The organism is Gilliamella sp. Nev6-6, assembly GCF_001690605.1.
Lineage (GTDB): Bacteria > Pseudomonadota > Gammaproteobacteria > Enterobacterales > Orbaceae > Gilliamella > Gilliamella apicola_C.
The window spans coordinates 160,517-182,923 of record NZ_LZHP01000018.1 but is presented as its reverse complement, the minus strand read 5'-3'; the positions used below and the strand labels follow the sequence as shown (position 1 = coordinate 182,923).

At 36.1% G+C, this 22,407-nt stretch carries 26 protein-coding genes and 2 pseudogenes; 19 read left to right on the top strand and 9 right to left on the bottom strand.

Annotated features, from left to right (window positions below; all coding sequences use genetic code 11):
• Nucleotides 1-115 precede the first annotated feature (115 nt).
• Genes csy1 through cas6f form a run of 4 tightly spaced genes read left to right on the top strand, consistent with a single transcriptional unit; the run spans nucleotide 116 to nucleotide 4,039 of the window.
• Complete coding sequence (gene csy1, locus A9G42_RS03460; protein ID WP_065652667.1) at nucleotides 116-1,495, top strand: type I-F CRISPR-associated protein Csy1; 1,380 nt, start codon at nucleotides 116-118, stop codon at nucleotides 1,493-1,495.
• The gene (gene csy2, locus A9G42_RS03455; protein WP_065652666.1) at nucleotides 1,495-2,418 is read left to right on the top strand and encodes a type I-F CRISPR-associated protein Csy2; all 924 of its coding nucleotides are present in this window, start codon (nucleotides 1,495-1,497) and stop codon (nucleotides 2,416-2,418) included. The genes csy1 and csy2 overlap by 1 nt, the downstream gene beginning before the upstream one ends.
• Before the next feature lie 35 nt (nucleotides 2,419-2,453).
• Entirely contained in the window at nucleotides 2,454-3,464 is a 1,011-nt protein-coding gene (gene csy3 / locus A9G42_RS03450) for a type I-F CRISPR-associated protein Csy3 (protein ID WP_065652665.1), read from the top strand.
• 5 nt (nucleotides 3,465-3,469) lie between these two features.
• Nucleotides 3,470-4,039 (top strand): type I-F CRISPR-associated endoribonuclease Cas6/Csy4, encoded by a 570-nt coding sequence (cas6f, locus tag A9G42_RS03445; protein WP_065652664.1) that lies wholly within the window; start codon nucleotides 3,470-3,472, stop codon nucleotides 4,037-4,039.
• A 281-nt stretch (nucleotides 4,040-4,320) separates the two neighbouring features.
• On the opposite strand, the gene flhA is transcribed toward cas6f, so the two are convergent.
• The 5 genes from flhA to flgA all read right to left on the bottom strand — a co-directional run bounded on the left by flhA (nucleotide 4,321) and on the right by flgA (nucleotide 9,194).
• Nucleotides 4,321-6,408: a flagellar biosynthesis protein FlhA gene (flhA, locus tag A9G42_RS03440; RefSeq protein WP_065652663.1), complete on the bottom strand. Its 2,088-nt coding sequence runs from the start codon at nucleotides 6,406-6,408 to the stop codon at nucleotides 4,321-4,323.
• Between the two features lie 17 nt (nucleotides 6,409-6,425).
• The gene (gene flhB / locus A9G42_RS03435; protein ID WP_065581501.1) at nucleotides 6,426-7,556 is read right to left on the bottom strand and encodes a flagellar biosynthesis protein FlhB; all 1,131 of its coding nucleotides are present in this window, start codon (nucleotides 7,554-7,556) and stop codon (nucleotides 6,426-6,428) included.
• Nucleotides 7,557-7,697: 141 nt separating this feature from the next.
• Entirely contained in the window at nucleotides 7,698-8,132 is a 435-nt protein-coding gene (locus A9G42_RS03430; protein WP_065588032.1) for a flagella synthesis protein FlgN, read from the bottom strand.
• Nucleotides 8,133-8,162: 30 nt separating this feature from the next.
• Nucleotides 8,163-8,456 (bottom strand): flagellar biosynthesis anti-sigma factor FlgM, encoded by a 294-nt coding sequence (flgM, locus tag A9G42_RS03425; protein ID WP_065568275.1) that lies wholly within the window; start codon nucleotides 8,454-8,456, stop codon nucleotides 8,163-8,165.
• A 78-nt stretch (nucleotides 8,457-8,534) separates the two neighbouring features.
• The gene (flgA, locus tag A9G42_RS03420; protein ID WP_065652662.1) at nucleotides 8,535-9,194 is read right to left on the bottom strand and encodes a flagellar basal body P-ring formation chaperone FlgA; all 660 of its coding nucleotides are present in this window, start codon (nucleotides 9,192-9,194) and stop codon (nucleotides 8,535-8,537) included.
• A 152-nt stretch (nucleotides 9,195-9,346) separates the two neighbouring features.
• Between flgA and flgB the strand changes: the two genes are divergently transcribed.
• From flgB to A9G42_RS03355, 15 genes and pseudogenes are all read left to right on the top strand, one after another.
• Entirely contained in the window at nucleotides 9,347-9,757 is a 411-nt protein-coding gene (flgB, locus tag A9G42_RS03415) for a flagellar basal body rod protein FlgB (RefSeq protein ID WP_065588035.1), read from the top strand.
• A gap of 5 nt (nucleotides 9,758-9,762) precedes the next feature.
• Entirely contained in the window at nucleotides 9,763-10,167 is a 405-nt protein-coding gene (gene flgC / locus A9G42_RS03410; protein ID WP_065579858.1) for a flagellar basal body rod protein FlgC, read from the top strand.
• A gap of 13 nt (nucleotides 10,168-10,180) precedes the next feature.
• The gene (locus A9G42_RS03405) at nucleotides 10,181-10,918 is read left to right on the top strand and encodes a flagellar hook assembly protein FlgD (RefSeq protein ID WP_065588036.1); all 738 of its coding nucleotides are present in this window, start codon (nucleotides 10,181-10,183) and stop codon (nucleotides 10,916-10,918) included.
• A 16-nt stretch (nucleotides 10,919-10,934) separates the two neighbouring features.
• Nucleotides 10,935-12,146 (top strand): flagellar hook protein FlgE, encoded by a 1,212-nt coding sequence (flgE, locus tag A9G42_RS03400; RefSeq protein WP_065652661.1) that lies wholly within the window; start codon nucleotides 10,935-10,937, stop codon nucleotides 12,144-12,146.
• Nucleotides 12,147-12,160: 14 nt separating this feature from the next.
• A complete protein-coding gene (locus A9G42_RS03395; protein ID WP_065652660.1) occupies nucleotides 12,161-12,916 on the top strand; it encodes a flagellar basal body rod protein FlgF in 756 nt (251 codons plus the stop codon).
• Between the two features lie 29 nt (nucleotides 12,917-12,945).
• Nucleotides 12,946-13,728: a flagellar basal-body rod protein FlgG gene (gene flgG, locus A9G42_RS03390; RefSeq protein WP_065581494.1), complete on the top strand. Its 783-nt coding sequence runs from the start codon at nucleotides 12,946-12,948 to the stop codon at nucleotides 13,726-13,728.
• A 22-nt stretch (nucleotides 13,729-13,750) separates the two neighbouring features.
• Entirely contained in the window at nucleotides 13,751-14,428 is a 678-nt protein-coding gene (locus A9G42_RS03385; RefSeq protein ID WP_065588039.1) for a flagellar basal body L-ring protein FlgH, read from the top strand.
• Nucleotides 14,429-14,439: 11 nt separating this feature from the next.
• Nucleotides 14,440-15,549, top strand: a complete 1,110-nt coding sequence (locus A9G42_RS03380; protein ID WP_065568284.1) for a flagellar basal body P-ring protein FlgI — start codon at nucleotides 14,440-14,442, stop codon at nucleotides 15,547-15,549.
• A gap of 27 nt (nucleotides 15,550-15,576) precedes the next feature.
• On the top strand, nucleotides 15,577-16,626 hold the full coding sequence (flgJ, locus tag A9G42_RS03375) for a flagellar assembly peptidoglycan hydrolase FlgJ (RefSeq protein WP_065652659.1): 1,050 nt from the start codon (nucleotides 15,577-15,579) through the stop codon (nucleotides 16,624-16,626).
• Between the two features lie 245 nt (nucleotides 16,627-16,871).
• A complete protein-coding gene (locus A9G42_RS03370) occupies nucleotides 16,872-17,096 on the top strand; it encodes a hypothetical protein (protein ID WP_065588041.1) in 225 nt (74 codons plus the stop codon).
• 299 nt (nucleotides 17,097-17,395) lie between these two features.
• Nucleotides 17,396-17,776, top strand: a complete 381-nt coding sequence (locus A9G42_RS03365) for a hypothetical protein (RefSeq protein WP_065652658.1) — start codon at nucleotides 17,396-17,398, stop codon at nucleotides 17,774-17,776.
• 228 nt (nucleotides 17,777-18,004) lie between these two features.
• A pseudogene (locus tag A9G42_RS14645) lies at nucleotides 18,005-18,205 on the top strand (IS3 family transposase); the annotation flags it as partial.
• A gap of 15 nt (nucleotides 18,206-18,220) precedes the next feature.
• A pseudogene (locus tag A9G42_RS14640) lies at nucleotides 18,221-18,415 on the top strand (DDE-type integrase/transposase/recombinase); the annotation flags it as partial.
• A complete protein-coding gene (locus A9G42_RS03360; RefSeq protein ID WP_065652657.1) occupies nucleotides 18,402-18,782 on the top strand; it encodes an integrase core domain-containing protein in 381 nt (126 codons plus the stop codon). The pseudogene A9G42_RS14640 and the gene A9G42_RS03360, both read left to right, overlap by 14 nt.
• A gap of 289 nt (nucleotides 18,783-19,071) precedes the next feature.
• The gene (locus tag A9G42_RS03355) at nucleotides 19,072-19,407 is read left to right on the top strand and encodes a zinc ribbon domain-containing protein YjdM (RefSeq protein WP_065582117.1); all 336 of its coding nucleotides are present in this window, start codon (nucleotides 19,072-19,074) and stop codon (nucleotides 19,405-19,407) included.
• A gap of 99 nt (nucleotides 19,408-19,506) precedes the next feature.
• On the opposite strand, the gene A9G42_RS03350 is transcribed toward A9G42_RS03355, so the two are convergent.
• From A9G42_RS03350 to fliP, 4 genes are all read right to left on the bottom strand, one after another.
• A complete protein-coding gene (locus A9G42_RS03350) occupies nucleotides 19,507-19,851 on the bottom strand; it encodes a hypothetical protein (protein ID WP_065652656.1) in 345 nt (114 codons plus the stop codon).
• A 739-nt stretch (nucleotides 19,852-20,590) separates the two neighbouring features.
• Nucleotides 20,591-21,385 (bottom strand): flagellar biosynthetic protein FliR, encoded by a 795-nt coding sequence (fliR, locus tag A9G42_RS03345; protein ID WP_065652655.1) that lies wholly within the window; start codon nucleotides 21,383-21,385, stop codon nucleotides 20,591-20,593.
• Between the two features lie 5 nt (nucleotides 21,386-21,390).
• On the bottom strand, nucleotides 21,391-21,660 hold the full coding sequence (fliQ, locus tag A9G42_RS03340) for a flagellar biosynthesis protein FliQ (protein WP_065582113.1): 270 nt from the start codon (nucleotides 21,658-21,660) through the stop codon (nucleotides 21,391-21,393).
• An 8-nt stretch (nucleotides 21,661-21,668) separates the two neighbouring features.
• Nucleotides 21,669-22,406 (bottom strand): flagellar type III secretion system pore protein FliP, encoded by a 738-nt coding sequence (fliP, locus tag A9G42_RS03335; protein WP_065587895.1) that lies wholly within the window; start codon nucleotides 22,404-22,406, stop codon nucleotides 21,669-21,671.
• Nucleotide 22,407: the final 1 nt, after the last annotated feature.

Here is a 22,407-nt window from a genome sequence, read left to right as displayed (position 1 = left end):
CTTTCTTTTTTGTATTTTGTTTTTAGATTATTTTTTGTATTATTTGCTTGATTTTTAGCAAATGTTATTTTATTTTAATTATATTGAAATTTAAGATAAATAATAAGGAGGGAGAATGGATAATGTCTCTTGGCAAGATATAAGAAAAGTAATTTTAGAGTTTCTACAACAACGACTTGCCAATAATAGTAATTATAAAAGTGAAACTGCTAAGCTAGAAAAAGCAAAAGAGGCGGGTGATTTAGTTGCAGTTAATGAAGCTCAGCAAAAATTAGATGAGTTAGCCAAGCGATTTGATTTTGAAACGTGGATGGAAGATGCGGCTATTCGTCGTATTTCATGGCTTCTTATTGCAACTCATATTGCTAAGGGCGTTCACCCCAGTTCGAAGGCTTGTAACGCAAATTACAACACACAGATAAAGCCTAATAACCTGAATAATTTAGTATCATCTGCTACAGTAAACACCTTGCCTTTTGATGCTAGTGGTGCTGCTGCTTTAGATATATTTGGGCTTTTAAACCAAGTCGTTAAAAATGATATAACAATTTTACAACTTATTATTAATAATCACCCTGCTGTTCAAGAAGCTTTATCTGATGATAAAAATAAGTCTGCTCTTTATTTAGAAAATTTTAATCAGTTACTTAAAGATAATTGGGATGATGTGCAGGCTTCGGAGCTTAACAAGCAATTTTATTGGCCGAATAGTGAAGAAACTTATTTGTCACAGCATGAAAATAATTACCGCTTACTGGTTCCACTGCATCCTAGTGCTTTGTGTCATTTAGTTTATCAAAAGGTGCAGACACGATTTTCAGAAGAAAATAAATATGCACGAGAATTACGTAGAAAAAGAGGTGTTGAGCATCAACCTTATTTTTCTTTTCATGATTTAGCCGTAGTTAGGTTAGGCGGTAGTAATGCTCAAAATGCGAGTCAGCTTATTGGTAGCCAAATGGGGCGCAACTTTTTATTACCCTCAATGCCACCTAAATTTGAAAAATCTCAATTCCCATCGATTTCTAAACAGCAAGAAACAATTTTCAATAATGCACTGCAATATTTTTGTCGATTTGGTTTTAAACTACTGTTTGATATGGTTCAAGCGCCAAAAAATATTGTAGAAGAACGAGATGACCGTAAAGATGCGTTTTCGGTGATTTTATCATTACTACTTAAGTTTGCTCGCCATATTCAAACTACTCTTCCAGCGGGTTGGAGTCGTGATTATTCACTTAATTTTAATGAAAAACTTTGGCTTGATCCACAGCGAGCCCAATTAGAAAATGAAGAGGAGTTTAAAAAGCAGTATGAACAAGGTGATTGGCAACAAAGTCTAGAAAAGCGTTTTGCAACTTGGGTTCAAAATGCTTTAAAAGGAAAATTTAAAAATTTTAAACAACAATTTTCTGATCCTGAATTTAGCGAATGGCGCCGTGAATTTAGATCTGCGGTGAAAGCAAGTCAACGTAAAAGAGAGGGGATCTTTTAATGGCATCATTACGTTATTATTTATTCTTTGATCATGTCAAAATCCATAATGCCAATGCAATTTCTAGCCCATTAACGTATGGATTTCCAGCTATTTCGGGGTTTTTAGGCGCTATTCATGCTTTAAGTCGTAAAATTGAATCAGAAAATCCCATTTACTTAGATGGTGTGTTAATTGCATGTCATGAATGTGATGTACAAGTTTATCGACCAAATAACTATGCGGATTATACTTTTCGATTAACGCGCAATCCACTCTCTAAAAATGGTAGTACTCGTTCCATTATTGAAGAAGGGCGAGTTCATCTAGATGTTTCATTGCTTGTCGAGGTAAAAATTGAAGATCGTGAAACATTAGATGATGCAGATGAACAGCAAGCATTTATCCAACAGATGAAACAAAAACTTTACCAGCAACGCGTTGCTGGTGGGCATGTTGCCGATATTGAATCAGTCGCGCTATATTCTGCATCAGAATCAAATAAAAACTTAATCAATGCATTATTACCTGCATTTGTTTTAGTTGAAGCACCACAAGATTTACAAGATATTACTGCTGAATTACAGCAACAAGATCCTAATGCTACAGCGCTTGATGCCCTGATTGAAACAGCGATGTTGCATCATCATCCACAAGAAAAAGATCACTGGCAAACCACATCGGTTAAGCAAGGTCGTGGTTGGCTTGTCCCTTTGCATTTGGGCTATCAAGCAATTTCGCCACTGTTTGCCGCAGGTAAGGTTGAACATGCCCGCAGTAATGAACATGCCACGCAATTTGTGGAGTGTATATATGGGCTGGGTAAATGGGTCTTTCCTTTGCGTTTGCAAGAGAATTTATCACAGGCTTTTTGGCGTTATCAATGTAGTGAATTGCAATCAAATGATGCAGAAATTTATATTATCAATCAAGAAACCAATTAAGTAAATTTAGAAAATTATAGAATAAGGAATACATTATGAGTAAAGATAAAATTACCACCGCCAGCGTACTTGCTTTTGAACGTAGTTTTGATATTTCAGATGCCATTTTTGCACAGCAGGATCCTAAAGATAGCAATAAATTATCCCCTGTTGTGGTCACTGAAAAATCAGTGCGAGGCACTATTTCAAATCGCCTTAAAAATGCAGTAGCCAAAGATCCAACCAAATTAGATGCTGAAATACAAAAGCCTAACCCACAAACGGTTGATATTGCTGCATTAGATGCCGATAAAGAGACTTTAGTGATTAAATGGAGTTGTAAAGTGTTACCTTTTTTAGGTAAACCGTCGGTATGTAATGAAATTGAATATCAAGAAGCGTTAGAAAAAACAACCCAAGATTATATCCAAACACAAGGGTTGACTGCGTTGGCTAAGCGTTATGCCATTAATATCTTAAATGGTCGTTGGTTATGGCGTAACCGTATGGCAGCTGAGCAAATTAGCTTATCGATTACTCGAAAAGATGATAAAAAATCAATGATTGACGTCAATGATGTTAAACAATATCAACTTAACTCATTTGATTATGATGATAAAGCAGTAAATGCTCTCACTGCGCTGATTGAAGCAGGCTTATCAGGTAAAGAATTTGTGATTTTTAATGTTGAAGCTAAACTAAAAATGGGCTTAGGGCAAGAAGTTTACCCATCACAAGAATTAATTTTAGATACAGGTAAAACAAAAAGCAAAGTACTCTATGAAAAAAACAAACAAGCAGCTATGCATTCCCAAAAAGTCAGTAATGCCATTCGAACCATCGATACTTGGTATAAGGATAATGCACCATTCCCAATCGCAATAGAACCGTATGGCTCGGTCACTTCAATGGGACATGCTTTCCGTCAACCAAAACAGAAATTAGATTTTTATACCTTGTTTGATAATTGGGTATTAAAGGGTGAAAAACCAACGCTTGAGCAGCAACATTATGTGATTGCGGTATTAATTCGTGGTGGTGTATTTGGTGCCAGCGGTAAGGAGTAAATAAGATGCACTCACACTATTTAGAACTGAAAGCTATTTCGCAAATTGAAATCACCGAAGTGGATGTGATGAATCAAGTGATGCAATCATTACATCAAATTTTGGTCAATCATCAAGGAAATATTGCAATAAGCTTTCCTTGCTATAATGTGCACCGAACATTAGGCGGAGTAATTCGCCTATTTGGTACCGAGCAGGAGCTACAAAACCTTAAAGCAGATATACAGCAAAAATCATCAATTAGTGATTATGCTTTACCGATGTCTATTGAAGCTATTCCCGATACGATAAAAGGTTATTTACGTTTAATTCGTATTCATCCCAAAGGGCAAAGCGCATTGAGGCGTGCTGAAAAACGATTAACAGCACAAGGTAAATGGTCGGCAGAGGTTAAACAAAAAATGATAGAAAAATGGGGAATCGTTAATTTGCAATATCCTCATATTCACCTTGCCAGTAAAAGTACAGGGCAAAAGTTTATTCTATGGCTAAAACAAGAAAAATGCTTAAAGCCTGTATCAGGTACATTTAATAGCTATGGATTAAGCCAAACAGCTACCGTTCCCGATTTTTAAATTGGCAACCCTTTTTTTGAGGATGATTTTAACTAATTGATTATTATAGATATTAATATGAGATCAAAAAAAGGGTAAAAATAAGGTAAAATATCAAAAGCTCTTTTACAATAAGGCAATTTTGCAAAAAAACTCTAGTTTACTGCCGCATAGGCAGTTTAGAAAAAACCAATGCCTGATATAATTCTGCACTATAAGTTTACTGCCGCATAGGCAGTTTAGAAAAAAGTGTTTCTAGTTTTTATTAACTGAAACACTTTATTATTAGTATCATCAAGTAACTATTCTGCGCCAATTTGTGTACTCATTTTTATCTCTCGATTATCGGCGATTTCTAAATTTGACAATACGGCTAATTGAGGAAAATTCTGACGTAAAAATTGTGATAACATCGGTCTTAGTGTATGGTTCACTAATAATACTGGTGGAGCACCGATTGCTTCTTGTTGATTAATGGCTTGCTTAACTTGCTCTATGATATGCTCAGCTAGTCCTGGCTCAAAATTGCTTGTATTTTGTAGAGCTTGTAGTAATAAGCGTTCTAAATTGATATTTAATCCTATTACACTGATTGGATCTGAACCTGGAAACCATTGTTGGGTGATAACTCTGCCTAAAGCCATTCTGACCATACTAAGTAATTGATAAGCATCATTTTGGGTAGGCGCATGTTCACAGATTGTTTCAATAATGGTACGCATGTCACGAATTGATACTTTTTCGGCGATCAAGTTTTGTAATATTTTATGAAAAGTGGTTAGTGTAATAACCCCAGGGATAAAATCTTCCACTAGTTTTGGAATATCTTGTTTGATTCTTTCAAGCAACTCTTGGGTTTCTAAGCGCCCTAATAGATCGCTGGCAAATTGTTGTAATAAATGATTAAAATGAGTGGCAATCATGGTACTTGTATCCACAACAGTGTAACCTAATATTTGTGCATTTTCCTTATTGCTTTCATCAATCCATATTGCAGGTAATCCAAAGGCGGGTTCAGTTGTTGGAATACCTTCGATAGTTTCGGTGACATTACCCGGATTAATAGCTAACCATTTATTATTAACAATTTCACCTTTGCCGATTTCGCCACCTTTGATAAATATCTTATATTGATAAGGTGCTAATGAAAGATTGTCTCTTATATGAACTTGGGGCGGTAAAAATCCCAGTGTTTGCGCAAATTTTTTGCGTAAACTGCGGATCCGACTGAGCAATTCACCGTTTTGGGTTTGATCTACCATAGGGATAAGCCCATATCCTACTTCCATTGCTAATATATCTTCAATATTAACATCTGACCACGTCGCTTCGATATTGGTTGGTGTAGTTACTTGTGCATTAACTTGTTTGGGTTGCGTTGTTTGTTGTGTTTTTCTCTGTTTAGTTAGCCACCAAGAAAGTGATGATAAAATAGCGGTAAAGAGTAAAAATACTAAATTGGGCATACCAGGAATTAGCCCAAGTAAACCAATGACAACCGCGGTTAAAATTAATACTTGTGGATTGTTAAATAGCTGGCTGAGCATTTGTTCGCTGATATTGTCTTGTGATGATACACGCGTAACAATTACACCAGCTGCTGTTGAAATGATTAATGAAGGAATTTGCGCAACTAACCCATCACCAATAGTGAGTAATACATAGGTTTTACTCGCATCAGATAGTGTCATATCATGTTGGATAACTCCAACGAGTAACCCTCCAATAATGGTAATTGCCATTATCAATAACCCAGCGATAGCATCGCCACGGACAAATTTACTGGCACCATCCATTGAGCCATAAAAATCTGCCTCTTGACTTACTTCAGCTCGGCGTGCTTTGGCCTCGTCTTCTCCTATTAAGCCAGCGTTAAGATCGGCATCAATAGCCATTTGTTTACCTGGCATACCATCTAAAGCAAAGCGTGCACCAACTTCAGCTATTCTACCTGCCCCCTTGGTGATGACCATAAAGTTAATGATAACTAAAATGATAAATACCACGATACCGATAGCAAAATTACCACCAACCAAAAAGTGCCCAAAGGCTTCAATAACTCGCCCAGCTGCAGCGCTACCCGTATGCCCTTTTAGTAATACCACTCGTGTCGATGCAACGTTTAACGATAGCCTTAGTAAAGTTGCAAACAATAAAACAGTTGGAAATGCTGCAAAATCAAGCACGCGTTTAGTAAATAATGCCACAATTAATATAATAATTGATAACGCAATATTAAACGTAAAAAATAGATCTAAAATAAATGCCGGAAGTGGTAATACCATCATTGAAAGAATCAATAAGATTAGCATTGGGCCAGCTAAGATCTGATAATGTCCACTCTTTAATGTATTTATTGATAATAAAGTTAGTAGTTTAGATTTAATCATAAGATTAGTAATTACCTTTATTTATTTTCGGATAATGATTCAGGTACAGGTAAATTATTCGGCACAGGTGGTTTATCACCGCCGTATTTATGCCAATGTTTTAATTGATATACCCAAGCTAATATTTGTGCGACAGCAGTATATAATTCAGTTGGAATCGTTTCCCCTATTTCGCCATGGCGATATAAAGCCCGCGCAAGAGGAGGGGCTTCTAATTGGGGAATGTCATGTTTATTAGCAATTTCTTTAATGCGCAGTGCAAGTTTGTCAGTACCTTTTGCCAATAACTTTGGTGCAATCATTGTTTTTTCATCATATTGCAGAGCAACGGCGTAATGGGTTGGGTTGGTAACAATGACATTGGCTTTTGGCACATCTTTCATCATTCGTCGCCTAGCAATTGCTTGTTGCATTTGGCGAATACGTCCTTTAATTTGCGGATTTCCCTCTTGCTCTTTAAACTCATCTTTAATTTCTTGTTTTGACATTTTCAGTTTTTTTAAATTGCTCCATATTTGATGAAAGATGTCAAAACCCACCATGGGTATTAACGATATAACGCTTAGTATTGCGCAAAGGATCACTAACTGTATTGCTTTAGCTAGTGCATCATTTAAATACATATGGGGCAACGAAAGCATGTCAGGAAAATGGTGCATTAAAAACAATGTTGAAGTGATAGCAATTAAAATAACTTTAAGTATACTTTTTAGTAACTCAGAAAAAATTTTAGTACTAAATAACCTACTCAACCCAGATATTGGATTGAGTTTTTTAAAATTTGGTTTAATTGATTGTAGGCTAAAAAGCAATCCCCCCACACAAAGTGGTGCAAAGAGAGCAATAATCACTAAACCCAAAAAAATTGGCGCAATTGACAAAAAACCATGGGTGAATGAGTTAACTAAATTGGAGATGATTAACTTCTCATCTTTGACTTTGTACGAAAACTTCATTGCCGTTTTTATGATTGCGATTAACTGGTTAACTAAATATGAGCCCATCAACCAAAATAATATCGTACCGATTAACAAGATTAATAACGAAGTTAATTCACGAGATCGAGGGATCTGTCCTTTTTCCCTAGCCTTTTTTATTTTGCTATCGGTGGGATGTTCGCTTTTATCTAGATCATTATCGTCAGCCATGATGAATTAAATGAAACTTCATAGTTTAATTAACGTTTACCATGCTAACAGTATGAACTAATCGCTAATAAGTTATTGGCTTAATAAGAGGGCATTTTTGGGGGTATTTATCTCGTTTACCATCGACAAAGATCAATTTTCTCAAACTTTGGCTCGCTTAGATAAGATAACATCGGTTTGTTGATAACCATTATTAGTATAAATAGCAGGGCTATTTAGGCCTTTAAGATAATTAATCGTTTGTTGGGTTATATTCATACGATTTTGGATAATTAATCCATTATCGCGATTTATATTGGCTAACAATTTTGTTTTATCAGTAATTAATTGCCAATGTGTTGCGATTGCTGAGTTCTCTATATAAGGCGGTTGAATATTAAATTGTTTATTTAATTTTATCCGTTTTTCATCAAGTAACTTTAATTGAATGAGTAACTCATTTTTTTTATTGATAATATCATTTAACTGATTGGTTGTACTATTTTCAATTAATAGTTGCTGCTCTGTTTGTAGAATTGTTGAAAGTGTTTGTAACATTTCTGTTATTTTATTTAGGATGTCATCGAGTGCTAACATTTTGGTATCCCTTGTAAATCTGACTTATTTTCAAATATCTTCTAGTAATTGGTTTATCAATTTATCGGCAATTTTATGCGTATCAATAGCCAATGTACCGTTAGTAATTGCTTGTTTTATTCTTTCGATTTTTTCTTCATCAACGTCTTTGTCAGTTGCATGTAAAAGGTGCATTGCGTCTTGAGTTATACTCACGGTGGTACTTGCCTTCGCACTCATTTTGGGTGGTACAGATGCAGTGTGATTTTTCTGTTGCTCATTAACTATATCACGGCTAACTATACCTGATATGGTTGTGATGGATTTTGTTGCATCTATACTCATAAAATACCTTTAATCAAATTTACGATTTAAGTGACTGGCTTAATGTTATTATCGGCAATAATAAAAAAATCATTAATATTATTTATTGAAAATGATTACGCCTTGATAAGTTAACGTACCTTCAACAATATTGCCAGAATTAAGTTTAACTTTAACTTTATCATTTAATACTGCATTGCTTAGCGCTTTCCCCTTAGTGGCTATTTCATACCCATCGCCATTTATTATCACTTTAACTTGTTGCCCAGCTTTTACGAGCCAATTTTTTTGAAGCATGGTTGTTTTTATTGGTTCATTGTGATCAATATTTCTTAATGCAATATGATTAAGAATATCGGCTTTATTTAAAATGATTGTAGCAGGTAGTTTATCTAGCCTGCCTGATTGTATATGTATATGATCTTCGTTAATTACAGTTCCTGCACTTATTGCTTGTTTAGCCACAACATAATTACTTATGACAGCCACATTAATCCGCATAAATTTTTTCTTATTATCACATTGAGCATAAATGGTCATGTTTCCCCATGGCTTTTTTTTATTCAATAATGAAAGTATTGGGGTATCGCAACTCAATTGCGGTTTAGGGGTAAGGTAAGTAATTAAAATATCCTCTACTTTATGGTTAAACTGCTGAGATATTAAATTGTTAATTTGTTTATCAAGACAACTAGCTAAAACACTATTCCAGTTAAATAGCATAACAACAGTTATTATTAGTTTTGCAATCTTAATCATATTGATCGGCATTCAATTAGTGATAAGTTGATTGTACTTTATGATTGCGTGAAGTGAATCTTGAAATAAGGGCAATTTTTACCGTTATTTGCGCGATGACTTTTTTTTTATTCGCTTAAAATCCTCATTATCAAAAAAAGTGAGATGATTTTATGTTTGATAAATTGGATAACTGGGTTAATTTTCACCAACAAGCATTGAATATACGCGAAATGCGACAAAATATTTTAGCGGCAAATATTGCTAATAGCGATACACCTAACTATCAGGCTCGAGATATTGATTTTAATGCTGAGTTAAGCAAAGCGATTAATAATCAGAGTAATATTAATCCCGTTGGACTCAATATTACCTCAAATCACCATATTCAGGTAAAAGCACCAATCACACTTAATCAAAATGTACTTTATCGTATTCCTTATCAAGCATCGGCTGATGGTAATACGGTCGAAATGGATCAAGAGCGTACCGCGTTTATTGACAATAGTATTCACTATCAGAGTAATTTAACGTTTTTAGGTGAACAATTTAAAAATGTGATGTCGGTATTACAGCAAGGATAATAAAGATGAGTTTTTCTATTTTTGCCATTTCGGGGTCGGCATTAATGGCTCAAACCCAACGAATGAATGTCAGTGCCAGTAATTTAGCCAATGCTGACAGTATTACAAGCACGTCTGGTGAAGCTTATCGAGCTAAACAAGTGATTTTTCAGGTGGATGATAAAGGCCAGACCAACCCAATTGCAGGTGTGAAAGTGTCGCAAGTCATTGAGGATCCCTCACCGATGAATCTAGTGTACGAACCACATCACCCCTTGGCCGATGCAAAAGGTTATATCCAAAAGCCGAATGTTGATGTTGTTGCCGAAATGGTTAATACCATTTCGGCTTCACGTAGTTATCAGGCCAATATAGAAGTGATTAATACGGCAAAAAGTTTAATGCTAAAAACCCTTACATTAGGGCAATAATAAGGAGTAACCGATGGGCGTATCTAATGTACTCGTTTCACAGTCACCAGGGGTAAAAAGCCCACAAACGACGCAAAAAAGTACATCTGATGGTAATTCAAGTAAAGAATTGCAAGATAATTTTTTAACGTTATTAATTGCACAAATGAAAAACCAAGATCCGACCAATCCAATGGATAATAGCCAGTTAACATCACAACTTGCTCAGATTAATACTTTAGCAGGTATAGAGCGACTTAATACCACGTTAGGAATGGTTTCAGGACAGATCGATGACAGCTTATCAGTTAATGCTAGCAATATGATTGGTAAAGGGGTTATGGTTCCAGGCAATAAAATTTTAGTGGCGACCTCAGATCCTAATGACATCAATACATTTGATGATACAAAGCCAGATAAAGAAACGATCACAACGCCTTTTGGTTTTGAATTGATGCGTGATGCAGATTCAGTGGTTATAACCATTCAAGATGAAAAGGGTAATGTGGTTCGTGAAGTTGATTTAGGCGCTATTCCAGCTGGGGTTAGCTCTTTTACTTGGGATGGCATTTTAAATGATGGAACAATTGCGCCTGATGGAAGTTATACCTTTTCGGTTAATGCGACTAATGATGGGCAAAAAGTATCCTCTACACCATTATCTTATTCAGTCGTGTATGGCGTGATTAACAGTAAGGTTAACAATAAAGTATTACTTGATTTAGGAATACTTGGTTCAATTAGTATTGACGAAGTACGTCAAATTCTTTAAAGGAGATAAACTTCAAATGGGATTTTCTCAAGCGGTAAGTGGCATGAATGCCGCATCAAAACAATTAGATGTCATAGGTAATAATATCGCTAACTCTGCAACGGTAGGCTTTAAAAGTGCCAGTATTTCCTTTGCTGATATCTATGCTGGCTCAAAAGTTGGTATGGGGGTAAAAGTGGCTGCGGTTATGCAAAATTTTAATGATGGAGCAACAACAACAACCAACAACAGTTTAGATGTTGCTATCTCGGGTAATGGTTTTTTTCGTTTATTGGATAGTAGTGGTCAAGTTTTCTATACTCGTAATGGGCAATTTCAGTTAGATGCTGAGCGAAATATTGTTTCTGCTGATGGTCTTCAGTTAACGGGATATCTTGCAACAGGAACACCGCCCAAAGTGCAACAAGGTGCAGCGCCTGGTCCATTAAAAATTTCACAAGAAATGTTAAACGCCACAGCGACAACAAAGGCGACTTTACAAACCAACTTAAACTCTAATAGTAAAGTTCCAGCCAAACAACCAATCAATGCACTTGATGCTGATACTTTCAATTATTCTACAACCATTACGACTTATGATTCGCTTGGTAATCAACGTAATGTTCAGCTCTTTTATGTTAAAACTGCGGATAACCAATGGGATGTTCACTGTCTTGATAGTAGTGATCCTAAAGCCACTTTACAAAAAGTAGGTAAAATGGAGTTTGATTCTTCAGGCAAATTAATTAGCGATCCTGAAATGACCATTAATATTAATGGATTAAATGGCTCGGCTGACAACACCTTTACTTTATCATTAGCGAATAGCTCTCAGCAAAATATGGGTAAAGAACTCGGTAGTATTAAAACGCCTGTGGTTGATGGTTATGCGCCGGGTGATTTAGTCGGTTATAGCATTAATGATGATGGCTCTATTTATGGTGTGTATTCTAACCAACAGACAATGTTATTAGGTCAAATTGCGATGGCTGATTTTGCCAATGTTAACGGGCTTGAATCAGCAGGAAACAATAATTGGCGATCAACCATTAATTCTGGCGGCGAAGTATTAGGCGTGGCAAATTCAGGCACTTTTGGATCATTAGCCAGTGGTGCACTTGAATCGTCAAATGTTGATATGAGTCAGGAATTAGTGAATATGATTGTAGCTCAGCGAAATTACCAATCTAATTCGCAAACAATTAAAACGCAAGATCAAATTCTTAATACGCTAGTTAATTTGCGTTAGTATAAAGGCTATTTATGGATCGTGTTATTTATACAGCCATGTCGGCAGCAAGCCAGACATTAAATCAGCAGTCAATTACTACCAATAATCTAGCTAATGTTTCTACGACAGGGTTTCGTGCACAATTGACGACGATGAAAGCTGTTCCTATTGTCGGCAATGATACGCCCACCCGAACCATGGTGGTTGCAACAACCCCAACGTTTGACTCGTCAATGGGGGCATTTAACTATACAGGTAGAAATCTCGATGTTGCTTTGGCAGAAGATAACTGGTTGGCAGTGCAATTAGCCGATGGTAGCGAAGCGTACACTCGCAATGGTGCCATTGAAATTGACGAAAATGGTACACTTAACATACAAGGCTACCCATTACTTGGTGATAGTGGTGTATTGACTGTGCCACAAAAATCTCAAGTGAGTATTAGCAGTGATGGCACACTTTCAGCATTAGGGGCAGGAGATAAACCAACGACCATAGCTCAAGTCGGTAAAATAAAAAAAGTTCATATTGAACCTTATCAAATAGTGCGTGGTGATAATGGCTTTTTTCAATTAACCGAACAGGCGCGTAATGAAAACGGTATGGTGATGCCAGATAACCCACAAGCTAAGCTGATGTCTGGTGTATTAGAAGGAAGTAATGTTAATCCTGTTACTGCGATGGTTGATTTAATTAGCCACGCTCGCCAATTTGAAATGCAGATGAAAGAAATCACTACTGCGGATGAAAATGCACAAAAAGCGAACCAAATTTTATCGTTAACTTAGCTTTATTAATAATTTAAGTAGGAAAAACTATGATTAAATCATTGTGGATTGCCAAAACAGGCTTAACCGCACAACAAATGAATATGGATATTATTTCCAATAATCTTGCCAATGTGAGTACCAGTGGTTTTAAACGGCAACGTGCTGTATTTGAAGATTTATTATACCAAACTGTTCGTCAACCCGGTGCGCAGTCTTCAGAACAAACAACACTACCATCAGGTTTGCAAATAGGTACAGGTGTTCGTCCTGTTGCAACAGAGCGGGTTCATAGCCAAGGTAATTTAGAAGCAACGGATAACAGCAGTGATATTGCAATTAACGGACAAGGTTTTTTTCAGGTGCTATTACCTGATGGAACGCAGGCTTATACACGCAACGGCGCTTTTCAAGTCAACCAAAATGGTCAATTGGTAACCGCTGCGGGATATGAAATTCAGCCAACTATTAGTATTCCATCCAATGCAATCAAAATGACGGTTGCACGTGATGGTGTGGTTAATGTGACGTTAGCTAATCAGTCAACACAAGTGCAAGTTGGTCAATTAACATTACATACTTTTATTAATGATGCTGGGCTTGAAAGCATGGGCGAAAACCTTTATTTAGAAACGGAAAGTTCAGGTGCTCCCACTGAAAATACGCCAGGATTAAACGGCGCAGGGTTGCTATATCAAGGTTATATCGAAACATCTAATGTCAATGTTGCTGAAGAATTGGTGAATATGATCCAAGTTCAACGCGCTTATGAAATTAACAGTAAAGCGATTTCAACATCAGACCAAATGTTGCAACGTTTAAATCAGTTATAAATTTAACAATATAATAAGCGTAATGAGATATTTTTATATTTTAATTGCATTTTTTTTATTTAGCTGTGCTCAATTACCTAAACAAGCCTTAGTTGAGGGTAAAACAAGCATTGTTCCACAAATGCCAGAAACTGTGAACAATAATGGTTCAATTTATCAAGCTAGCCAGCCCAGTAGCTTTGGTTATCAGCCGATATTTGAAGATCGTCGCCCGCGCAATATTGGCGATGTGTTAACTATTGTTTTACAAGAAAATGTGAGCGCTAGCAAAAGCTCATCTGTTAATGCTGGACGAAATGGCTCGGTGAGTTTAGGGGTAAAAACTATACCGACATTTCTTGATGGGCTAGTGGGTCGTGGTAAAGCCAATACCGAAATGTCTGGTGACAATGACTTTAAGGGATCTGGTGGCGCTAATGCTAAAAATACCTTTAGTGGCACAATCACGGTCACCGTTCAAGATGTCATGATCAATGGTAACTTGAAAGTGATTGGTGAAAAACAGATTGCAATTAATCAAGGCACTGAATTCATACGCTTTTCTGGTGTTGTTAATCCAAGAACCATCAGCGGCAATAATACGGTAATTTCAACGCAAGTTGCTGATGCACGCATTGAATATGTGGGTAATGGTTACATTGATGAAGCGCAAACAATGGGCTGGTTACAGCGATTATTCTTAAATCTTTCACCATTTTAATGAGTCTCATTATGATAAAAAAATTGCGTCCTTTTTTCTGCTTTACCTTGATGATGATATTGGTTATACCAAATGGTCATGCTGAGCGTATACGTGATTTGGTCACCATTGAAGGGGTAAGAGAAAACGCCTTAGTTGGCTATGGGATTGTTGTTGGGCTTGATGGCACAGGCGATCAAACATCACAAACACCTTTTACTATCCAAAGTATCACTAATATGCTATCCCAATTAGGGATTACTGTGCCAACAGGCAGCAATATGCAATTAAAAAATGTTGCTGCAGTTATGGTGACTGCAAAATTGCCTTCTTATTCACGCGTTGGGCAACAGATCGATGTGGTGGTATCTTCGCTTGGTAATGCAAAAAGCTTACGTGGTGGCACATTGATCATGACGCCATTAAAGGGGGCTGATAATCAAGTCTATGCTATTGCGCAAGGCAATCTTTTTGTGGGGGGAATGGGCGCAAGTAGTAAAGGAAGTAGTGTCAGTGTTAATCAAACGGCCGGTGCAACTATACCTAATGGGGCAACCATTGAACGAGAACTAGCAACCCGTTTAGATGAACGAAATGTTATCCACTTACATCTTAATCAATTTGATTTTACACGTGCCTTAAAAATTGCTGATGTCATTAACAAGTTACAAAAAAACACTGCGGTTGCACTAGATGGTACAACAATAGCACTACAGATGCCAAAAGAAAATACAACTCGAGTGCAGTTACTTTCTCGAATACAAGATCTTGAAATTGGCACAACCCCTATTTCAGCAAAAGTGGTCATCAACACAAGAACAGGTGTTGTGGTCATGAATCAAAAGGTTAAATTGGATAATTGCGCCGTAGCACATGGCAATTTATCTGTTGTTGTAAATAGTAAATTAAAAGTCAGCCAACCCAATACGCCATTAGCGGGTGGTGCAACAGTGGTTACGCCTGATAACCAAGTCAGTGTTGAGCAAGAAGGTGGCGCATTACATAACATCGCATCGGGCACTGATTTAAACCGAGTGATTAATTCGCTAAATTTATTAGGCGCTAATCCTACTGAGTTAATGTCGATACTTGAAGCCTTAAAGACGGCGGGCTGTTTGCATGCTTCATTGGAAACTATCTAAAAAACGATTTATAAAAGAAATGACATTATGAATAATAAAATTGGACAACCTTTTAATCGCTTTGCTTATGACTTTTCAGGGCTAAACCAGCTAAAGCGCAATGTTGCTAATGGTTCTGCTCAAGGTATTAAGCAAGTTGCTCAGCAATTTGAGTCCTTATTTATTAATATGATGATGCAAAGTATGCGCAAAGCGGTGCCTGAAAGCGGTTTATTTAGTCAATCTGCTTCACAACTATTTACTGCAATGTTTGATCAGCAAATTGCGCAACAAGCTGCTGGTAAAGGGTTGGGTTTATCTGATATGCTTACTAAGCAGTTAACTAATAGATCATCAATTAATGCTAATTTGCACTCTAATACTAACTTACAATCTAATAATCACTTACAATCTAATACAAACAATACTGCGCAAAATCTTCAATTAGCCCAATCTTTATTTAGTCAGGCTCCATCTAACATATCACCTCAAGCATTAGGGCAAATGCTATATCGTAGTGCTAACAACATGCTTGAAAGTAAGCATAACGAAAAAGTATCAAAAACAACACGTGATAATACAAATGAAAATCATGTTACCCAATTTGTCAAAGAATGGCTTGAGCCAGCCAAGCAAGCAGCTAAACAATCGGGAATTCCTTATGAAATCATTATTGCACAAGCTGCATTAGAAACAGGCTGGGGGCAAAAACAAATCAAGACAGAACCTAATCAATCAAGCTATAATTATTTTGGTATAAAGGCAACTCCATCATGGCAAGGGCGTTCAACGCGTTTAACAACGCAAGAATTCATTGATAACCATATGATAAAAATTCAAGATGAATTTAGAGTCTATAATAGCAAACAACATGCAATCACCGATTACCTTAATTTATTAACCAAAAATCCTCGCTACCGCGCAGTAGTTAAAGCTCCTGATGCCAGAACAGCAGCTAAAGAGTTGCAAGCAGCACATTATGCAACCGATCCTAACTATAGCGACAAACTTATCCAAATCATTAGTCGTATTGAAAAAATTGCAAAAAATAGCCAGCCAACGGCCATATCAGGCTTTAAGCAAGTTGCATTTAATTGATAATAGGATTAAGCGCCCAATACTGGGAACCGCAGTTTTTTGCCACGTTACCCATTAATTCAAGTTGAAATTCAAGCTGTTGATAGCTAGGTAGATATAGTTAAATAGGGGTTTGATATGAGATGCCGTTTAGGGTGTGATATTGCGACAGAAAGGATTGCCGTAATAATATCTTCCCCCTTTTTGATGCGTTAAAGTACCAGTAAACATTGAAGGGGAAACGTTGTTGCTAAATTAGATAACAAGTGGGTGCTAAGGTCATTTTGAATGATAAGGGTTTGGTTATAGATATATCTGATGTTATCAAAAATAATAAAATGATTTTCAATAGTGCTGCCTCTAAAGTAAATAATGTTGTTAATGATAATATTGAAGTTGTTATATTAGATTTCTTTCCCGTTGAATTTAAGCCTGATAAATTGCTAGGTTTTGATTTTCTTAGTAAAAATAGCATAAGCATTGATTTTTAAAACAAGCAATTGTTGATTAAGTCTAAAGTAAAACAATAAAAATGGTTCAGAAAACATATTGATTTTATTGAATTTTTTAAGGTGGATTTTTAAATCTCTTCCTTCTGGCAAATTAAGAGCAATATCAACGTTTAACATCTTACGATTGAAGTCATCGATGATATTGAACGTTAGGCAGCACAACCGAAATGATAATATGCACAAAAGATGCTAAAATTAGTAGGATAAATGGCTGTATGTTCTAGTATCATTGGTAAACGTAGTTATCTTAGTTAGTGTATAACAATTAGGGAGGAATAATGAAATATTACGCAAAGTTAATTGCCATTGATCCCTATATTGAGGAGCAGGCTACTTTCGCTTTTGGACAGTATCAACTCTGTTGTTTTATTAACTCTTCTCCTTGGGCGCTTAACACAGGTAATATTTACTTATTAGAGCTTGGCTTGTGTTTTATTAATAAAATAAAACCAGAATTATCTAAAGATAAATGCTTTATCATTAAACAACAACAAGACACGTTTACCCATCATATCAATGGGTACTTATTTGAAAATAAATTAATATTATCAAATTTAGTTTTTCAAGATGATCTATTTTATGATTTTTCTTATCTAAGTGGCGACTTTATTAAGTGCAATATTGATAGGTTTTCTGTTGATATTTTAGATAAACAGTAGCCTGTTTATTATAAATAACCACGATAGAATCAATATCAAATATTACATTAAAACCTCTTCCTCGGGTGAAAAAGAGGTAATTAGTACGCTTGTGGTGGTGGATACCATTGCTATAACGACAAACTGGATTTTAGTAATTTAAAAGCGACTTCGTACCAAAAAGATAAGTGTAGTGGTCTAATAATTTAAGACGCTCAATTAGGTGGTAAACTAACTGAAACCCTCTGCAAACAAAGTAGCGGCTCAGCTGGCAGTCGAACGATAACCACAAAACTGAACCAGCAAGGTATCAAGATGGGTCCTAACAAAGTGAGAAAATTAATGAAAGAAGCTAAATTATACAGTAAGCAACCCAAAGCAAGGCATTTCAACCGTGCAACCAAGGAGAAATTTGAACTGCTCAATAAGCTATCACGGAACTTTAACTAGCCTAGTCCAAATCAGGTATGGACAAGTGATATCACTTATATTTGGGCGGGTGGCAGGTGGATTTATTGGGCGATAGTAGCCGATTTGTACGCTCGGCGGGTAGTGGGTTATAGCGTATCAGATAAAGTCGATAGTCAATTAGTGATTAGTGCATTAGACATGGCTTGGTCTCTACGAGGTAAAGCCAAGGGCTTTAATGTTCCATTCTGACCAAGGTTGCCAGTATTTATCAGCAGTATTCAGGCATCGTCTTAGTCGTTGTGGAATAGTACAAAGTGTTAGCCATCGCGATAATTGTTGGGACAATGCACCCACTGAACGCTTGTTTCGTAGTTTGAAAAGTGAATGGATCCCCAAGGCAGGTTATCGTCGTTTAGCTCAAGCCAAGTCAGACATGTTCTGTTACTTATTCGATTATTATCACCAAAGACGACCACATAGTTTTAACACTGATTTACCACCGGCTGTGGCAAAACAACCTAAATTGGTGATTAAAATACTTGACCATTACAGTTTAACGCTTTGGCTGAATAAGGGATTTAAACAATTTGGTGCTTTATTTATAATAATTTATTAACCAATTGAATTTAAAATAATTTCATGCTAAAACGGTATAGATTCCTGAATATTTTTTACAAAAATGATTGTATTTTTGCCCCAATAAAAAAGAAAAAATATGAAGAAAGATCTAAAAGAAATAGAACAACAAAATCAATTAATAGTAGTTTATTTATGCCTAAAATAATTGGCTAATTCGTCAATTTTTTTAGATTACCCACGGCAACCAAACAGTTATCATTCATGACTTAATAGCATTTTTTTGCTATAGTAGGCGCCATTTTATTTAATTTGGATGAATCTTAATTATGGAATCTATACCTAATTGCCCTGTTTGCCAATCTGAACACACTTATCATGATGGCAGCTTTTGTGTTTGCCCTGAATGTGCCCACGAATGGGATCCAAACGAGGCTGTGTCTTCTGATGATGAATTACAAGTAAAAGACAGTAATGGTAATTTACTTGCTGATGGTGATGATATTATTTTAATTAAAGATCTTAAGTTAAAAGGATCGTCAACTGTGCTGAAAAAAGGCGCTAAAGCCAAAGGCATTCGTTTAGTAGACGGTGATCATGAGATCGATTGTAAAGTCGATGGTATGAAAATTATGCTTAAAGCTTGCTTTGTGAAAAAAGCTTAATTAGAAAGATTCAGTTCAAAAGTCGAGTTAAATATCCTATTCACATTGGTTTAACCAATATGAATAGGAATAGTTAACATAAAATAAGCTTCTGGTTAATTATTCATGACGTAAAACGAAGAGAGCTTCGTGAGATTGACTTAATAAAAATTTATCCTGTTCGTTATCGGCTTGTTCTATTAAACGGTCTAATTGCGCTTCGGCATCATCAGGTAGTGGATACGTATTCAGTAGTCGGCGAATCTTATTATTAAGCATCTTAAAATGATCATTGGGGCATAAAGCTTCTTCAAGAGCGATAGAGTAAAAAGCCACAACCCGGGATCTCATTTCAAGATCGGTTTCGTTGTTAAGTAGATCCATAAGTTGATCGAATGGTTTTTCTGAATCTGGAAGTAAAGCGAGCCTTTCGGCTTGTTTTATTAATTCTTGCTCTTTACCCATAGTAATTACACGCCGTTAAGTTGTAAAAATTATATATTAACGATAACACCAAAATGCCGCTTATTTTGCTTGGCTTATAATCACAATGATTAGCTAAATTAATTAGCTTTAATAATCAACATGTTGATTTTATTATTATCAGTCATTTTAGTGCTTAAAAGTCATTCAGAAAACCCATTGATTTTATTGAATTTTTTCTTTTTGTTAAAATCAATCGTTTTTCTATGCTATTTTTTAGTTATCTTGTTATTTTAAGATAATTTTTCTTTCTGCATTTGGTTTTTTGCTGATAAATAAATGATTGCTAACAGATTAGATTTAGGCGATTTGAAGCCAAATATTTTGCCTCAAACATGGCGTTGAATGACTAAAAATAAGGTATTTTGCTACTTAAAAAAGAATTCAGAAAACCAATTGATTTTATTAAAGTTTTTTTAAAGATTAACACCGTGCTTATTTGGCGTGAGAATATAGCTACCGATAGCGTAAAGTAAGCACAGCAAACAAGCATGTTTGCAAGGCACTGCTTTGCCTAGAATAAATTAGCATCGTTGCGTTAAAACCAAGTGGCAAAGATCGGTTGTCAAAGCCTCCATTTTGTAGCCATGCTTAAGGTACAGGGGGATTTTACAGAAAATTTTTTGGTTTTAGCATGGTAGCACATGATAGCAATAGCTTATTTTATCAGCAACGCTTCAAACACCCGAAATAACACAGATCTCAAATTGACTTAGTGTTTTTATTGGCTGAAATATCGCAATAGAGTAGAAATTTGTTCAAACATTTGTTCAAAGACAAATGTAGCAAAGGTGGGCAATGCTGAAATTAAGTAAGTTAGCATGAGCAATCCTAATAATAATGTAGCTGGATAGCCGACAACAAAAATCGAGAGTTGTGGCGTTATTCTATTAAGTAGCCCTAATGATATATTGACGATTAGCAACAATGTCATTAAGGGAAGTGCTAACATTATCCCGTTGATAAATAATAGTTTACTGACATCAATTAAAGCTAAGTATCCGTTTGCTTGTAATGGCATTACTGCGATGGGAATAATATCAAAACTGTTTGCTATGCCGTATAACAACCATAAATGACCATCAATACTAAGAAAGATTAGCAGTGCAATAATGTTAATTAAGCGTGACAATACCGATGTAGATGGACCGCCAATAGGATCAAAAAAGGTGGCCATTCCAAGTCCCATTTGCATACCAATTAATTCGCCGGCAAATCGCACCGTCATAAATGCTAACTGCATAGTAAAACCAATAAGCACGCCAATCATTATTTGCTGTGCAATCATCCATATGCCAATAAAAGAGTATATTTTAATATGTTCATCAAGATGTGGAAGTGGCAAAGCAATTGCAATAAGTAATGCCAAGCTTATTTTTACGCGGTTGGGGATCTCTTTTTCTCCCAAAATAGGGGCAACCATAATCAACGCTAGGATGCGCACAAAGGGGAAAAAGCCATCTTTAGCCCAAGCAAAGAAATCAATATTAAATAAAATATTACTATTAATATCCATTTAATTTAACGGGTTAAATTAGGAATATCGGTAATGACCGTTTGCATATAATCAATCATGGTTGATAGCATTGATGGTCCCCATATGATTAAAACCACAACGACCGCTATAATTTTGGGAATAAATGATAATGTCATTTCATTAATTTGCGTGGCCGCTTGTAATAAGCTAATGATTAATCCTGTTACTAAAGCAACTAATAGTAACGGTCCAGCCAGTGATGCAGCGACTTTTATTGCTTGTATTGCTAAGGTGCTAATATATTCGGGCGACATAGTGTGATTCAACTAAAAAAGCTTTGTGCTAACGAACCAAGTAATAAGTGCCAACCATCGGCTAACACAAATAACATTAACTTAAATGGTAAAGACACCGTTGCTGGCGGTACCATCATCATGCCTAATGCCATGAGCGTGCTTGCAACCACGAGATCTATCACTAAGAAAGGAATAAAAATGGTAAAACCGATTTGAAACGCTGTTTTTAATTCACTGACAACAAAAGCCGGAACCAGTACTTTTAAAGGGACATCTTCACGTGTTTGAATATCATTTTGGTGAGACATGTTAACAAATAATGCTAGGTCCGTTTCTCGTGTTTGGGCAAGCATAAATTGTTGTAATGGTTTAGCCGCTTGAGTGAAGCCCTCTTGCATGGTGATTTGATTTTGCGAATACGGCACATAAGCATCTTGATAAATGTTATCAATCACGGGGGACATAATGAAATAGGTCATAAATAGGGCAATGCCCAAAATAACTTGATTGGGTGGTGCCGATTGCGTACCAAGGGCATTACGTAACAGACCTAATACAATAATAATACGTGTGAAACTGGTCATTAGTAACAAAATTGCTGGAATGAAGGTAAGCAATGTCAAAAATACTAAGGTTTCAACAGGTAATGACCAATTTTGCCCACCACTCATGGGTTGGGATATGGTAGGTAACGCAGATAAGTCAGCATGGCATGATAAACTTAGTAACAATAAGCTGAGCAAAATAGTAAAATTTAACCGCACT

Excerpts from the sequence above, each read along its gene's own strand:
- csy1 (WP_065652667.1), top strand. The coding sequence starts at position 116 with ATGGATAATGTCTCTTGGCAAGATATAAGAAAAGTAATTTTAGAGTTT.
- csy2 (WP_065652666.1), top strand. The coding sequence starts at position 1,495 with ATGGCATCATTACGTTATTATTTATTCTTTGATCATGTCAAAATCCAT.
- csy3 (WP_065652665.1), top strand. The coding sequence starts at position 2,454 with ATGAGTAAAGATAAAATTACCACCGCCAGCGTACTTGCTTTTGAACGT.
- cas6f (WP_065652664.1), top strand. The coding sequence starts at position 3,470 with ATGCACTCACACTATTTAGAACTGAAAGCTATTTCGCAAATTGAAATC.
- flhA (WP_065652663.1), bottom strand. The coding sequence starts at position 6,408 with ATGATTAAATCTAAACTACTAACTTTATTATCAATAAATACATTAAAG.
- flhB (WP_065581501.1), bottom strand. The coding sequence starts at position 7,556 with ATGGCTGACGATAATGATCTAGATAAAAGCGAACATCCCACCGATAGC.
- A9G42_RS03430 (WP_065588032.1), bottom strand. The coding sequence starts at position 8,132 with ATGTTAGCACTCGATGACATCCTAAATAAAATAACAGAAATGTTACAA.
- flgM (WP_065568275.1), bottom strand. The coding sequence starts at position 8,456 with ATGAGTATAGATGCAACAAAATCCATCACAACCATATCAGGTATAGTT.
- flgA (WP_065652662.1), bottom strand. The coding sequence starts at position 9,194 with ATGATTAAGATTGCAAAACTAATAATAACTGTTGTTATGCTATTTAAC.
- flgB (WP_065588035.1), top strand. The coding sequence starts at position 9,347 with ATGTTTGATAAATTGGATAACTGGGTTAATTTTCACCAACAAGCATTG.
- flgC (WP_065579858.1), top strand. The coding sequence starts at position 9,763 with ATGAGTTTTTCTATTTTTGCCATTTCGGGGTCGGCATTAATGGCTCAA.
- A9G42_RS03405 (WP_065588036.1), top strand. The coding sequence starts at position 10,181 with ATGGGCGTATCTAATGTACTCGTTTCACAGTCACCAGGGGTAAAAAGC.
- flgE (WP_065652661.1), top strand. The coding sequence starts at position 10,935 with ATGGGATTTTCTCAAGCGGTAAGTGGCATGAATGCCGCATCAAAACAA.
- A9G42_RS03395 (WP_065652660.1), top strand. The coding sequence starts at position 12,161 with ATGGATCGTGTTATTTATACAGCCATGTCGGCAGCAAGCCAGACATTA.
- flgG (WP_065581494.1), top strand. The coding sequence starts at position 12,946 with ATGATTAAATCATTGTGGATTGCCAAAACAGGCTTAACCGCACAACAA.
- A9G42_RS03385 (WP_065588039.1), top strand. The coding sequence starts at position 13,751 with ATGAGATATTTTTATATTTTAATTGCATTTTTTTTATTTAGCTGTGCT.
- A9G42_RS03380 (WP_065568284.1), top strand. The coding sequence starts at position 14,440 with ATGATAAAAAAATTGCGTCCTTTTTTCTGCTTTACCTTGATGATGATA.
- flgJ (WP_065652659.1), top strand. The coding sequence starts at position 15,577 with ATGAATAATAAAATTGGACAACCTTTTAATCGCTTTGCTTATGACTTT.
- A9G42_RS03365 (WP_065652658.1), top strand. The coding sequence starts at position 17,396 with ATGAAATATTACGCAAAGTTAATTGCCATTGATCCCTATATTGAGGAG.
- A9G42_RS03360 (WP_065652657.1), top strand. The coding sequence starts at position 18,402 with ATGTTCCATTCTGACCAAGGTTGCCAGTATTTATCAGCAGTATTCAGG.
- A9G42_RS03355 (WP_065582117.1), top strand. The coding sequence starts at position 19,072 with ATGGAATCTATACCTAATTGCCCTGTTTGCCAATCTGAACACACTTAT.
- A9G42_RS03350 (WP_065652656.1), bottom strand. The coding sequence starts at position 19,851 with ATGGGTAAAGAGCAAGAATTAATAAAACAAGCCGAAAGGCTCGCTTTA.
- fliR (WP_065652655.1), bottom strand. The coding sequence starts at position 21,385 with ATGGATATTAATAGTAATATTTTATTTAATATTGATTTCTTTGCTTGG.
- fliQ (WP_065582113.1), bottom strand. The coding sequence starts at position 21,660 with ATGTCGCCCGAATATATTAGCACCTTAGCAATACAAGCAATAAAAGTC.